Source organism: Bacillus sp. ZY-1-1, assembly GCF_003047165.1.
GTDB lineage: Bacteria > Bacillota > Bacilli > Bacillales > Bacillaceae > Bacillus > Bacillus velezensis.
Window position 1 is genome coordinate 959,055 of sequence record NZ_CP027061.1, and the last position, 13,549, is coordinate 972,603.

The following is a 13,549-nucleotide window of genomic DNA, read 5'->3' on the forward strand; positions in this document are numbered from 1 at the left end:
TCGCGTATGTATCCGCCGTCATAAAGCTCGAACGATAATTCTATGCTAATATTTAAAAAATATGGCACTCAATATTTATAAGTTCAATTTTCTTTTCAATTTAATGGAGGGAAAATAGAAAGGAGAGAAATGAGAAAGTATTTTGGGATCGTGTCGCTTATCATTCTTTTATTCGTATTGTGCTTTCTGCCTCATATTCATTGGGCGCTTGGAATCCTAGGAATTGTCGTGGGGAGTATTCTAGCAATCAAATCGCCTAAAGGAATTGCAAAGAATATTTCTTTTGTTATCCTAGCACTTTGTTTACTTTTACTATTATTATTGATTGTGATGGGCGTTTTGATGGCAGGTCTAGTGGAAAATTAACCTTTAATTTATTATCCTATTTGGGGACCAGCTTATTCATTTTTAGCCAAATAAAAGATTAGGGTTTGAAACAAAACGTCTGTTCCTATCAGAAAAGCATCTCCACACCGGCAGCGTAGAGGTCAGGGGTGCGAGCCCCTTGGCCCATACCTTTATAAGTTTTTAATCCTCTGCAGCAGCCTCTGTGTTCCGCTTCATTTCTAACAACTCAAAAAAAAGGAAAGAGAGAAAATGAAAAAGAAAATCTATCTTATATTATCTCTGTCAGCTGCACTGGCACTTCTTTTAACAGCGCTCCCGGTTCTTTCTCCTGTCATCTTCACGTCTGCTTCAGAAAAAGGAGCCATCAGGCATGACATTTATAAAAAAGGATATCCGTATCAAAGCTACTTTGCGATTCTTCAAAAGAAGAAGGAGGCGGAGAGGCCGGGAACCTTTATTATGTAAATTGGTTCAATTGGAAAGATGAAACCGGACAGACGCCGCACGTATGTTATTCAAAAAAATCGTCCGAAGGCGAGTACAAAGTAAGCTGCGGAACCGGACCGTAATGATCAAGAGCCCCTCTCCAATGAGGGGCTCTTTCTGTCGATGCGGATCCGCTTAATACCCCCTATAGAACGGCTGAACATAATGCCGATACGGATCATTCGGATAATGCGTATTTGGCTGATAAGGTTTATTCATATCATGAATACCCGTGTTTTCAGACTGTCCGCAGTATTTATCGGGACCTATCACAGTTGATTGCCGGATCGGTGAAACGGCTTTTTCCCACTCGTGCTCATTCAGACAGTACGTATGCGCCATGATCTCAGGCGGCGTCAGACGGAGAATATCCGAGCCGTATATCACTTCAGGCGAAGGGGCGTCAAATATGGCCAAAAGGTGGGTTTTGTCTGAAGTGGCGACTTCATAATGCCACCACCCCTGCGGAACATTCGCCACTTGTCCTGGAGAGATCGGATAATTCCGTATTTTCTGGGTGAACGGATTCAGCATCGACACCACCGCGGAACCCGAAATACAGTACACCAATTCAGCGGCGTTTTGATGGGTATGCGGTTCAATCACATTTGTTTTACTCAGAAAGATATCTAATAATGAAATATTTTCAAGCGTGTTTAACTGTTTAATCCCCAATACATTGATAAAGTTCCGAGCATCTTTCGTAAAAAAACGGCTCTCATTTACATCATAAGTGAACTGTGTATTCGGAGACGTGTAATCGATATCGGAAACCATGCAATCCCCCGCTTTCATCTTTAAACGTATATTCCCAAATATATGTGTCCCTGTTTCACCGGGTGATAAAAAAGGAGGTGAAATCCATAAATTCCAAATCCAACACAATATTGTGACGACTTTTTTAAAGATTCATTATAGATATATCTTTTATTCGAAATATCTCTTACTATAAAGATATATTAAAAATACATCTTTAGAAGGGTTGAGGATGAACATGCTGGATGAGAGAACAGTAGACATCATCAAAAGCACAGTACCCGTATTAAAAACACATGGAGAAAACATCACCGGACGCTTTTATAACCTGATGTTTCAAGATCATCCCGAACTGTTAAATATGTTTAACCAAACGAACCAAAAGAAACAGACTCAGCGCGCAGCATTGGCAAATGCAGTCATTGCGGCTGCGGCGAATATTGATCAATTAGAACAAATCATTCCGGCGGTCAGACAGATCGGCCATAAACACACAAGCATCGGTGTAAAACCGGAACATTATCCGATTGTCGGAAAGTATCTGCTTCTGGCGATTAAGGATGTGCTGCAGGATGCCGCAACTCCTGAAATTATGCAGGCATGGGAAAAAGCTTACGGTGTTATTGCGGAGGCTTTTATCGGCATTGAAAAAGACATGTACAATGAAGCCGGATGGCAGGGGTATAAAGAATTTACGGTTATACAGAAAACAAAAGAAAGCAAAGATATCACATCATTTTATATCAAACCGAGTGACGGCTCTTCGCTTCCTGGATTTGAAGCGGGACAATATATCAGCATTAAAGTGAGGATTGCGGATTCTCCTTATACGCACATTCGCCAGTACAGCCTGTCTGATGCTTCTCGAAAAGGCGCATATCGGATATCTGTGAAAAAGGACGGAGCGGTTTCTTCTCATCTCCACAATGAAGTTCAAGAGGGAGATAAACTTGAAGTCAGTGCACCCGCCGGGGATTTCAAGCTGTCTTCTTCCGAAAAACCGGTTGTTCTTATCAGTGCCGGTTCCGGAATCACGCCGATGATGAGCATGCTGAAAACAGCCGCCGAAAAACAGCCCGAGCGTTCCGTTACTTTTATTCATGCCGCGAAAAACGGAGAGTACGCCGCGTTCCGCAAAGAGGCTGAACAAGCTGCGGAGAATCATCCGAATATTAACGTCATTTATGTATACAGTGAACCGGCAGAACAAGACCGCTCAGGAGACAAGCCTTTTTACAGCGGCCGGATTGATCAAACCTTCTTGGAGCAGCTTCATCTGAATCAAGATGCTGAATGTTACTTGTGCGGATCAGCGCAGTTTATGACGCAAATGAAAGATATGATTCTTGCACTCGGGTTTGACTCTGATTCCGTTCAATTTGAATTGTTCGGCCCTCAGCTGAGCATGGCATAACAAAAAAAGACTCCTCAAAGAGGAGTCTTTTTTATTTGCACGATGTGTTCTTTCTCCGTCTTTTTCCCTATTTTATTGAAATTTTCATCAATGACCAGTAAAATTATAAATCTAGTGATTCCGGAATTAAAGGAAGGTTGATATGAAAAAGAAAGCAAAGACCAAAAGGGTGCTTGGGTGCCTTTTTGCTGTATCTCTTATATTCGGATTATTTCTGGTATCAACGGTATTTTCGAAATTCATAGTGACGGAAGAAAAACCGCCTGAAGAGGTGGACGAGCAGCAGGTCTTTATTGACAGCCTTTCCGGGCATGCTCAAATTTTATATGAGAAATATCATGTCCTTCCGAGCATCACCCTCGCACAGGCCATTCTCGAATCGGACTGGGGGAACAGTGAGCTTGCGGGGAAAGCGCGCAACCTGTTCGGTGTAAAAGGTGATTATAAAGGAAAACACGTCACAATGAAAACGGATGAATTTGAAAAAGGAAAACGAAAAACGATTCGGGCAAAATTCCGTAAATACAGCACGTTTTTTGAATCAATGGATGACCATGCCAAATTATTTGTCAACGGAACGTCTTGGAATAAAAAGAAGTACAAGCCCGTCATTGAAGCGGACAATTATAAAACAGCGGCGGCTGCCCTTCAAAAATCCGGCTACGCCACAGACCCCGGCTATGCTGAAAAAATTAAAGATGTCATAGAAACCTATAACCTGAATGAATATGACAAAATCAATGCCTCTCTTAAAGCAGTTGATAAGAAAGGCGCCATCAAAGACCACGCCATTGAAGACGTGTGGTCCAAGCCGTCGAAAGAGCAGCATTCTATTAAACTGGCATCGGCGCAAAAGTTTACCGGCCAGCATATTAAAGTCGTATCTGAAAAACAAAACGGAGAATCCGTCTGGTACCAAATTCAAGTGAAAGATAAGCTGATCGGCTGGGTTGACCAAACCGCCGTCCAGTTAAGTGAAGAAACATAAGCATCAAAAAAAGCCGGCAGCTTGCCGGCTTTTTTTACATTCCTTCAGTTTCAAACCTTTTAATATCACGTTTATGCCCCATCAGCACAAGGCAGTCACATTCATGAATGACAGTCTCCGGAGAAGGGGACAGCTGAATGTCTCCATTATGTTTCACGGCGAGAATGGTGCAGCCGAATCTGGCGCGGGCGCCGAGATCAAGAATGGATTTTAAATGCAGCTTTTTCGTGGCTGAAAGCTCCACAATGCTGTATTCATCTGACAAATCGATGTAATTTAAGACGTTTTCATCTGAAAGGCTTTGCGCAATCCGCACGCCCATATCCTTTTCAGGATGGATAATACGATCAGCACCGATCTTTTCAAGCACTTTGTGATGATAATAGTTTTGCGCTTTCACCCAAATATTAGGGATGTTCAGCTCCTTCAATAACAGCGTCGTCAGCGTGCTTGCCTGTATATTGGCTCCGATTGCTACGATGACATATTCAAAATTTCTGATGCCGAGCGACTGAAGCTCGCTTTCTTCCGTTGAATTTGCCCGCACGGCATGCGTGGCATAAGAGGAGTATGCGTTGACCCGCTCTTCGCTGATATCGATCGCAAGCACCTCATGCCCCATTTTAAAAAGCTCTTTACAGATGCTTCCGCCGAAACGGCCGAGTCCGATGACGGCAAATTGTTTATTTTTGATTTTTCCCAATCCTCATAACTCCTTAAGAAACTGTTTTCGTCACTCCAAATACAACAAACAAGAATGTACTCCTGTTTCAGGGGTTTGTCAATGCGAGGGCCGGAAGAAAGAAAACAGCACAAAAAAAGACCGGCTGACAAGCGATGAGCTTGTGCCGGTCCGTTTTTCGCAATTATTTGCAGTTGCATGGCTGTGTCGGCGGTGTGCTGCGTTTTTGAACAACAATTGTGTCCTCAGCATAGAATTTAGAGCCGATGCTTAATGATTTATTTTCTGCACGGAACTTATATGTACCTGCAGCAGGCAATGTTTTATTATTAAGAGAAAGCTTAAATTCCGCTGCGCCGAGCAAATCAATGTTTAACGGAAGTCTGACTGTTTTGCCGTTATTCAGAATCTGTCTTTCGCGCAAAGCGTGTCCGTTGACTGTATCTTTTGTTGTAGCCGCAAATCCGCTAGGAAGGGTAAATTCCATAACGCCTAAGCTCAGGATCGTGTTCGGACGGTACGTCAATTCGATATCAGAAAATGACCATTCCTGCTGGCTGGCACCTGTATATTTTGCAAATAAGGTAGCAGTCGCTTTCGTGGACATTTCCGGCTCGTGAACGGTTGAGCCTGACTCAGCGGCGAATGACGCTGTCGGCAGAGAAAGAAGCAAAACCAGGCCGAATAAACTTGCCATGACAGTTGAGAAAAACTTGTGTTTCATTTTTATAAATCCCCCTAAAAAAAATTTGCTGATTGTTCTTAAAAAAGAACGACCATACCTATAAAAATTTACCATCAATTTTAATGGAAGTAAATGGGGTTATGTTCCTATATTTTCTCAAAAATAATCAAATCACGACAAAAAACGCCTGAATCAAAATCAGGCGTTTTTTTCGTCCGTTTCTATCGGAATAAATTTAAAAATCTCCCCGCTCTGAACCGAGTCGGCGAGCCGCTTCAGCCAATGATAATAAGCTTTCGAGCTTTCAAGCTGATCATATAACTGCCGCGCTTCTTCCTGTAATTCCGCGCTGCCTTCCTCGGCCAGCAAAACGGACTGCAAATCCGCCTGAGCCTGTACGATGGCGGACAAATTCACCTGAACTTCACGGTCCCATTTCGGCGGAAAGAAATTCGTGAAAAACGTAAAGAAATCCTTTTCCGCTACAAATGTATGCTTCCGTGTGCCGCGGTGAAAGGTTTTTTTGACCACATTTAAATCCTGCAGCTTTTTAACGCCCGTGCTCATACTCGGTTTGCTCATCTGCAGCTCCTCACGCATTTCGTCAAGCGTCATTTCATCCCTCATATACATTGTTCCGTATAAAATCCCGACACTCCGTGTGATTCCGTAAAGATCCATCGTCTCTGCAATGGAATCAATGACAAGATCCCTGGCTTGTTCTATAGCTGCGAATTCTGGATTCTCATCCATACTGTCCCTCTTTTCCTCTTGAAGTTTAAATTTGTTAAGTCATTTCTTTATGTTCTTAATCTTAACGAATCATGACAAAATGTCAAAATCTAAACGGACTGACCGGGTTTTGACAGGCAAAAAAACATGTGTTAAATTAACATTGTTAAAAACATTAAATTTTTATTTAACAAACTTACTTCTCGGTAAGGAGGACTCTTATGAGCAAAACGCTTTATATCGGCGGCGAATGGATCAGTGCAGAAAAAAAACAGACCCGCCGCATCATTAATCCATTTAATCAAGAAGAAATTGCAACGGTATGCGAAGGAGACCGGAATGATGCGGTGAAAGCCATCGCCGCAGCCAGAAAAGCATTTGATGAAGGGGAATGGCCGGTGCTTTCCGGGCTCGAGCGCGGACAATTTGTTCTGAAAATTGCGGAATTAATCAGACGCGATCTGAACGAATTAGCTGAGCTGGAATCGCTTGATACAGGAAAAACGATTGAAGAAAGTAAAGCCGATATGGATGATATCGCAAATGTATTTCAATATTATGCCGGTTTGGCGGATAAAGACGGAGGCGAAGTCATTTCATCTCCGATTCCCGATTCAGTAAGTAAAATCGTCAGAGAGCCAATTGGCGTATGCGGACAAATTACGCCGTGGAACTATCCGCTCCTTCAGGCGAGCTGGAAAATCGCTCCCGCTCTTGCGGCCGGAAACACGATCGTTTTAAAGCCGAGCGAGATTACTCCGCTTACAACCATTAAAGTCTTTCAATTAATAGAAGAAGCCGGTATTCCGAAAGGGGCCGCCAATCTCGTGCTGGGGCCGGGCGCCTCTGTCGGCGATGAGCTGGCGAGAAACCTCGACGTCGATTTGGTCTCTTTTACGGGCGGAATTGAAACAGGCAAAAAAATCATGCAGGCGGCAAGCGGCAACGTGAAAAAGATTGCCCTGGAGCTTGGCGGCAAAAATCCGAATATCGTATTTCAAGATGCAGATCTCGAAACAGCTGCAGATCAAGCGCTGAACGCCGTGTTTTTCCATGCCGGTCAAGTTTGTTCGGCCGGGTCACGTCTTTTGGTGGACGAAGCCATTCATGATGAATTTTTAGCCGAGCTGATCAAGCGCACGAAACGCATCAAATTAGGAAACGGTTTTCATGAAGATACGGAAAGCGGTCCGCTGATTTCCGCCGAGCATCGGGCCAAAGTCGAAAAATACGTAGAAATCGGTATCGAAGAAGGGGCAAAACTGGAAACAGGCGGCAAACGTCCTGATGATCCCGCCCTTCAAAACGGTTTCTTCTATGAACCTACTATTTTCTCAAACTGCAAGTCTGATATGCGAATAGTCCAAGAGGAAATCTTCGGCCCCGTTTTAACAGTCGAGTCATTCTCTTCAGAAGAAGAAGTGATCAGACTTGCCAACGATACCATTTACGGGCTGGCCGGAGCGGTATGGTCAAAGGATATTGAAAAATGCGAACGCGTAGCCGCCAAACTGCGGATGGGAACGGTATGGATCAATGATTTCCACCCGTATTTCGCGCAAGCGCCATGGGGCGGGTACAAACAATCGGGCTTCGGCCGCGAACTCGGCAAAATCGGCCTGGAAGAATACACGGAAATCAAACATATTTACCGCAATACGAAACCTGCGGCTGTGAACTGGTTTCAAGCATAATTAGGAGGAGATACAATATGACATTAAATATGAAAGTAGAAAGCATGCATAAATTCCATACATTCGAAATCCCGACAGTCATTAAACACGGAATCGGCGCGATTCAGCACGCGGGAAGTGAAGTCAGAGCGCTTGGCGTCACAAAAGCGCTGCTCGTAACAGACCCGGGAATTTATAACGCGGGAGTGGCAAACCCGGTCATTGAATCTTTGCAGGAAGCGGGCATCGAAGTCGTCCTGTTTAACAAAGTGGAGCCGAACCCGCCTGTACGTCTTGTAAACGAAGGATCAGAACTGTATAAAAAAGAAAACTGCAACGGTCTTGTGGCTGTCGGCGGCGGAAGCTCCATGGATACGGCGAAAGCGATCGGGGTAGAAGCGACACACGAAGGAAGCGTGCTTGATTATGAAGCCGCGGAAGGCAAAAAGCCGCTGGAAAACCGCATTCCTCCGCTGACAACGATCCCGACGACTGCGGGAACAGGTTCAGAGGTCACACAATGGGCGGTCATTACAGATGAGGAAAGAGAATTTAAATTCAATACGGGCGGACCGCTTATCGCTGCGCATTTAACGGTCATTGACCCTGAGCTGCACACGTCCATGCCTCCGCATGTGACGGCCATGACAGGTATTGACGCACTTGCGCACGCCATCGAGTGCTATACGATGAAATTCGCGCAGCCGATCACTGATGCCGTCGCTTTAATGGCCATTGAATATGCGGCGCATTATATTAAGCGCGCGTTTGCGGACGGAGAGGATTTGGAAGCAAGATACGGCATGGCGCAGGCGGCGATGCTTGCCGGCCTTTCATACGGCAGTGAATCAGCAGGCGCGGCGCATGCGATGAGCCAGACGCTCGGCGGCATCATCCCTGTCGCTCACGGACAATGCGTCGCAGCTATGATGGGACCGGTAATGGAATACAACTGGAAAGGCTATCCTGAAAAATTCGCCCGCATCGCCAAAGCATTCGGAATCGATACAAGCAACATGACAACTGAAGAAGCGGCAAAAGCGTCCGTCAACTGGATGTATGATCTTGTAAAAGATTTAGAGGTGCCGAGTTTAGAAGAACAAGGTGTGTCTCCGGACATGATTGAACGGTTATCAAAAGAAGCCATGAAAGATCCGCAAACATTCGGAAATCCAAGAGATTTGAATGAGAAAGCATACAACTGGATTTACAAACGTTGCTTTGACTTAACGCCGAAAACGGTATAATAAATGAACCCCGCTCCTTTACAGAGCGGGGTTTTTTAAGGATAATGTCAAGAAAAAGGCGGTGGTGGCTGATGTGGAAACGCATAACAGCAAAGACGGAAGGCGTATATATAGCGGATACCGAACAATTTGTTACCAAAAAGATGGACAAGCTTCGCGCGGAATACGGCGGGTTTCCCGGTGACCTGCATTTCGGACTGACAAAAAAGGCCGGCGCGCGTGAGCCGATGTATGAAAGAGGAACAGAAATTTTTAACCGGAGACAAATTTCAATCGTGTCCATGGAGGAATGTGATGACATTGCGGAGAAGATGGGGATTTCTCATATCTTTCCCGAATGGCTCGGCGCTAATATAGCAATCAGCGGTTTTTCTGCGCTGACGCCGCTTAAAGAAGGAAGCAGAATGATATTTCCAAGCGGTGCGTCTCTGTTGTGCGAGGGAGAAAATGATCCGTGCATTCAGCCGGGAGAAGTCATTCAATCCTTTTATCCGGATCAGCCAAAACTCGCCGCGGCGTTTGTGAGGCACGCGATGGGCAGAAGAGGAATTGTCTGTATTGTTGAACGCCCGGGTGATATATGCACGGGCGATGCGGTCACCATCCATTCCTATGAACCGAAACGCGCCAAGAAAAAAATTGAGAAGGTCTGACTCAGACCTTCTCGATTTTTTGTTTGATTTCTTCTATTTGATCGATGTGACGCTTTTCATGATGGCCGATAAAATCAATCCACTGGCGGATCGTCAGTTCTTGAAAAACGGGATGCGGAAGCACACGTTCAAAGTCTTCCTCGTTTAATGATGAAATAACTGCGGTCAGCTGCTGTCTTGCCGTATCTAATTCTTGTTTTGCTTCAATGACTGAGATTCGGTTTTGCTCAGGTTCGAGGTGTGACGGCGCCGGCCGTTTATTTGATCTGTCCTCTATAAACTCCATCGGTTTGTCTTCGATTTTTTTAAACGGTGCGTCTTTTGCCTGCTTTGATAAAAGGGTCTGCGCTGTTTCGTCAATTTTCTTTAAATGGTCAAGGACTTCCCGCACGCTCCATTCATCAGCCGCGGGCTTTCGGTTGAATTCCTCATCAGAGAGCCCTTTCAGTACTTCCCAGGTCTGCTGTCTGGCTTCATTAAAAATGCTCATCCTATCTCCTCCTTTAGAGTAAACATATCATATCCGGATTGGATAATCATGTAATCAGCCTTACTTATCAGAAAATTGAAACCATTTACCTTTACATCCGTATATAAAGTAACACTCCGACACCTCAGCCGAAAGGAGGATAGAATGTGGACATATTTCATCTGCCGCTTGAAACGGTCTATCTTTACACATTGATTATTTCGGGAAGTCTCACGCTTTTGATTCTGTTTTTTCAAGATGTGTTTCACGGCCTCTCGGAAGCCATTCCTGTTTCATTTTTAAACCCTGCATTGATTCTGTCTTTTTTAACAATCTTTTCAGCCTCAGGTTATATCGGCGAAATTGCCGCTCCGCTATCAAGTCCTGTCATTGCGTTGCTTTCATTTGTTCTTTCGGTTCTTTTGGTCAGCCTGCTTCACTTCTTCGTCCTTGTCCCGCTTTCATCAGCGGAAGAATCGCTCGCATATCGGGAAACAGATTTAAAGGGCAGGGTCGGCAGGGTCATTACTTCCGTCCCGAAAGACGGCTATGGGGAAGTGATCATAGAGGGAATAGGGGGCGCCATTTCTAAATCAGCCGTCAGCTTTGATCAAGAACAGATCAGGTACGGAACGGCCGTATTAGTGATTGACGTGAAAGACGGAGTGCTTTTTGTGACGCCGCATGAACCAATCTGATATCTAAGGGGGAACTGTTATGACTATGCCGATTATCATTGTTATCGGAATCGTATTCTTTTTACTCATCGCACTTATTGCTGTATTTATTACGAAGTACCGGACAGCGGGGCCGGACGAAGCCCTTATCGTGACCGGAAGTTATTTGGGAAATAAGAACGTCCACATTGATGAAGGCGGAAATCGTCTGAAAATCGTCCGGGGCGGGGGAACGTTCGTGCTCCCGGTATTCCAGCAGGCAGAACCTCTCAGTTTACTGTCAAGCAAACTTGATGTCTCTACACCTGAAGTCTATACAGAGCAAGGGGTGCCGGTAATGGCCGACGGAACCGCCATTATTAAAATCGGAGGCTCCATCGGTGAAATCGCCACAGCAGCTGAACAATTTTTGGGGAAATCCAAGGACGACCGTGAGCAGGAGGCGCGGGAAGTGCTGGAAGGCCATCTGCGCTCCATCCTCGGCTCCATGACCGTTGAAGAGATTTATAAAAACAGGGAAAAGTTTTCTCAGGAAGTCCAGCGGGTCGCGTCTCAGGATCTTGCTAAAATGGGGCTGATGATCGTTTCTTTTACGATTAAAGACGTCCGGGATAAAAACGGCTATCTTGAATCATTAGGCAAGCCGAGAATCGCCCAAGTCAAGCGGGATGCGGACATTGCCACGGCAGAAGCAGATAAAGAGACGAGGATTAAACGCGCGGCCGCTGATAAAGACGCAAAAAAATCAGAGCTGGAGCGGGCGACGGAAATAGCTGAAGCGGAAAAAATCAATCAGCTGAAAATGGCGGAATACAGAAGAGAGCAGGATACAGCAAAAGCCAATGCCGACCAGGCATATGATCTTGAAACCGCAAAAGCGCGCCAGCAGGTGACAGAGCAGGAAATGCAAATTAAAATTATTGAGCGGCAAAAGCAGATTGAATTGGAGGAAAAAGAAATTCTGCGCCGTGAGCGCCAATATGACTCTGAAGTGAAGAAAAAAGCCGATGCTGACCGTTACTCGGTGGAACAAGCGGCCGCGGCCGCAAAAGCGAAGCAGCTCGCCGAAGCCGATGCCGAGCAGTACAGCATCGAAGCAATGGCCAAGGCGGAAGCGGAACGCGTGAGAATTGACGGTCTTGCTAAAGCGGAGGCTGAAAAGGCGAGAGGAGAAACCGAAGCGGAAGTCATCCGCCTGAAAGGTCTCGCAGAAGCGGAAGCTAAAGAAAAAATCGCCGACGCATTCGAAAAATACGGGCAGGCTGCAATCCTTGATATGATTGTGAAAATGCTGCCTGAATACGCAAAACAAGTCTCAGCGCCTCTTTCAAACATTGATAAAATTACCGTCGTGGATACGGGAGGAAGCGGTGAAAACGGCGGGGCCAATAAAGTCACAGGCTACGCAACCAATTTAATGGCCGGTCTCCAGGAAAGCTTAAAAGCATCTTCCGGAATCAATGTAAAAGAGCTGATTGAGAATTTTTCAGGCAAAGGAAACATAAAACAAAGCATAAATGAACTTACAAAAGAACTGAGTGATTCTAACGAACGGCACAGCCCGGAATAAAAAAACAGCAGGCGTAAACCGCCTGCTGTTTCAGTTCGTCCGCTTAGCTTCAAGAAGCCGCGGCGCAGTTATGAATAATAAGATAAGGACAATGGCCGAAAGGATAAAAGAAGGAATCATGTAAGTCGCGTTATAGACGGATGAATAAATCCAGACCGGCGTACCCTTCGGAGCATAGCTTCCGAAAAAGACCGCTCCGGAGACCACATGCGCCGCATACCGCAGCACACTGCCGATGAAAACACCGCCTATAACATACATCGTTAAAGCGCCTCTTTTTTTATTCAATGCCGATGCTCGTACACCGGAAGCGAACAAGCCGCTGAAACCGAGAACTGCAAATGCCGCGATGTAATCAAGAAATAGCTGCACCGGGTGCTGCAAAAACAAATTGCCGATGGCGATCTGGACAATCCCTGTTAAAAAGCCTGTCGTAAGCCCGGCCTTCACTCCCCAGCGGAATGAAATCAAAAAAATCGGAATCATCATAATAGAGACCGAACCGCCTTGGGGCATCCGGAGAAACATGCCTGAGACAATGTCCAGAATGACAGCCGCCCCGGTCATAATCGCTATTTCAATTAAGCGCACAAGCTGTGTTGAATGATTCATAGTTTTCCCCCTGGTCAGACAACCGTATCAAGGATAAACAAAAAAGCAGCGCGGGGAAGGATGGGAAAAGGTCCGTGCGCTGCTTACATAAACTGCAAATCATTTGGCTTTGCCACATCCCTACGCCAGCGTTAACTAACAGGTTCAAAGGGTCAGAACAAAACGTTCACTCTCAGCTTTAATGCTCCCCTTGTGGTCATCAAGTATTTAGTTCAATCTTACTATACAAGAAAATAGGCCAAACCACAAGACAGCTTATCTTTCTATAGAAGAGAAACTGAAATAAGTATGAAAGAAAATAACTAATGATTTTTTTAAAAAAACTATTGTCATATTTTCAAAAGGGTGTTATATTATTAAACGTCGCTGATGAACAGCAGACAACAACGAAAAGCTTCGGAAACAACTTGAAAAAAGTTGTTGACATAAAAGAAGCTGAGTGGTAAGATAATAAAGCTGCTTCAACAAGCGGTCATGATCTTTGAAAACTAAACAAGACAAAACGTACCTGTTAATTCAAAGTTTTAAATAAATCGCACAGCGATGTGCGTAGTCAG

General features: G+C 45.1%; 13 protein-coding genes, 1 pseudogene and 1 riboswitch. Of the genes and pseudogenes, 8 read left to right on the forward strand and 6 right to left on the reverse strand.

The annotated features are described in order from the left end of the window. Positions 1 to 597 precede the first annotated feature (597 nt). Positions 598 to 917 (forward strand): annotated as a pseudogene (locus tag C5I45_RS05010) (hypothetical protein). Positions 918 to 969: 52 nt separating this feature from the next. Here C5I45_RS05010 and C5I45_RS05015 read toward each other — a convergent pair. After that, entirely contained in the window at positions 970 to 1,611 is a 642-nt protein-coding gene (locus C5I45_RS05015; protein WP_003152172.1) for a cupin domain-containing protein, read from the reverse strand. 217 nt (positions 1,612 to 1,828) lie between these two features. Between C5I45_RS05015 and hmpA the strand changes: the two genes are divergently transcribed. Together hmpA and C5I45_RS05025 are read left to right on the forward strand one after the other, a co-directional pair. Continuing rightward, positions 1,829 to 3,004 (forward strand): NO-inducible flavohemoprotein, encoded by a 1,176-nt coding sequence (hmpA, locus tag C5I45_RS05020; RefSeq protein ID WP_069449160.1) that lies wholly within the window; start codon positions 1,829 to 1,831, stop codon positions 3,002 to 3,004. Between the two features lie 142 nt (positions 3,005 to 3,146). Continuing rightward, entirely contained in the window at positions 3,147 to 3,992 is an 846-nt protein-coding gene (locus C5I45_RS05025; protein ID WP_107994260.1) for a glucosaminidase domain-containing protein, read from the forward strand. 34 nt (positions 3,993 to 4,026) lie between these two features. On the opposite strand, the gene C5I45_RS05030 is transcribed toward C5I45_RS05025, so the two are convergent. The 3 genes from C5I45_RS05030 to cudC all read right to left on the reverse strand — a co-directional run bounded on the left by C5I45_RS05030 (position 4,027) and on the right by cudC (position 6,112). After that, positions 4,027 to 4,695 carry a potassium uptake protein KtrA gene (locus C5I45_RS05030; RefSeq protein WP_014305646.1) on the reverse strand — a complete coding sequence of 223 codons (669 nt, stop codon included), beginning with the start codon at positions 4,693 to 4,695 and terminating at the stop codon, positions 4,027 to 4,029. 163 nt (positions 4,696 to 4,858) lie between these two features. Beyond that, positions 4,859 to 5,398 (reverse strand): biofilm surface layer hydrophobin BslA, encoded by a 540-nt coding sequence (gene bslA, locus C5I45_RS05035; RefSeq protein WP_003152178.1) that lies wholly within the window; start codon positions 5,396 to 5,398, stop codon positions 4,859 to 4,861. A 159-nt stretch (positions 5,399 to 5,557) separates the two neighbouring features. Continuing rightward, positions 5,558 to 6,112, reverse strand: a complete 555-nt coding sequence (cudC, locus tag C5I45_RS05040; RefSeq protein WP_003152179.1) for a transcriptional regulator GbsR — start codon at positions 6,110 to 6,112, stop codon at positions 5,558 to 5,560. A 200-nt stretch (positions 6,113 to 6,312) separates the two neighbouring features. On the opposite strand from cudC, the gene betB reads away from it, so the two are divergent. The 3 genes from betB (at position 6,313) to C5I45_RS05055 (ending at position 9,664) form a co-directional block, all read left to right on the forward strand. Next, complete coding sequence (betB, locus tag C5I45_RS05045; protein WP_014305644.1) at positions 6,313 to 7,785, forward strand: betaine-aldehyde dehydrogenase; 1,473 nt, start codon at positions 6,313 to 6,315, stop codon at positions 7,783 to 7,785. Between the two features lie 17 nt (positions 7,786 to 7,802). Beyond that, entirely contained in the window at positions 7,803 to 9,011 is a 1,209-nt protein-coding gene (gene gbsB / locus C5I45_RS05050) for a choline dehydrogenase (RefSeq protein WP_003152181.1), read from the forward strand. A gap of 71 nt (positions 9,012 to 9,082) precedes the next feature. Next, positions 9,083 to 9,664 carry an MOSC domain-containing protein gene (locus C5I45_RS05055; protein WP_003152182.1) on the forward strand — a complete coding sequence of 194 codons (582 nt, stop codon included), beginning with the start codon at positions 9,083 to 9,085 and terminating at the stop codon, positions 9,662 to 9,664. Between the two features lies 1 nt (position 9,665). Here the strand turns inward: C5I45_RS05055 and C5I45_RS05060 are convergent, their stop codons facing one another. Next, positions 9,666 to 10,154 (reverse strand): DinB family protein, encoded by a 489-nt coding sequence (locus C5I45_RS05060; RefSeq protein ID WP_024085722.1) that lies wholly within the window; start codon positions 10,152 to 10,154, stop codon positions 9,666 to 9,668. A 146-nt stretch (positions 10,155 to 10,300) separates the two neighbouring features. Here C5I45_RS05060 and C5I45_RS05065 point away from each other — a divergent pair, with 146 nt between their 5' ends. Then, the gene (locus C5I45_RS05065; protein ID WP_003152186.1) at positions 10,301 to 10,831 is read left to right on the forward strand and encodes an NfeD family membrane protein; all 531 of its coding nucleotides are present in this window, start codon (positions 10,301 to 10,303) and stop codon (positions 10,829 to 10,831) included. A 19-nt stretch (positions 10,832 to 10,850) separates the two neighbouring features. Then, the gene (locus C5I45_RS05070) at positions 10,851 to 12,380 is read left to right on the forward strand and encodes a flotillin lipid rafts scaffold protein FloT (protein ID WP_024085720.1); all 1,530 of its coding nucleotides are present in this window, start codon (positions 10,851 to 10,853) and stop codon (positions 12,378 to 12,380) included. A gap of 30 nt (positions 12,381 to 12,410) precedes the next feature. On the opposite strand, the gene thiT is transcribed toward C5I45_RS05070, so the two are convergent. Continuing rightward, the gene (thiT, locus tag C5I45_RS05075; protein ID WP_003152189.1) at positions 12,411 to 12,992 is read right to left on the reverse strand and encodes an energy-coupled thiamine transporter ThiT; all 582 of its coding nucleotides are present in this window, start codon (positions 12,990 to 12,992) and stop codon (positions 12,411 to 12,413) included. Positions 12,993 to 13,092: 100 nt separating this feature from the next. Then, a riboswitch (TPP riboswitch) is annotated at positions 13,093 to 13,193 on the reverse strand. Between the last annotated feature and the right edge of the window lie 356 nt (positions 13,194 to 13,549).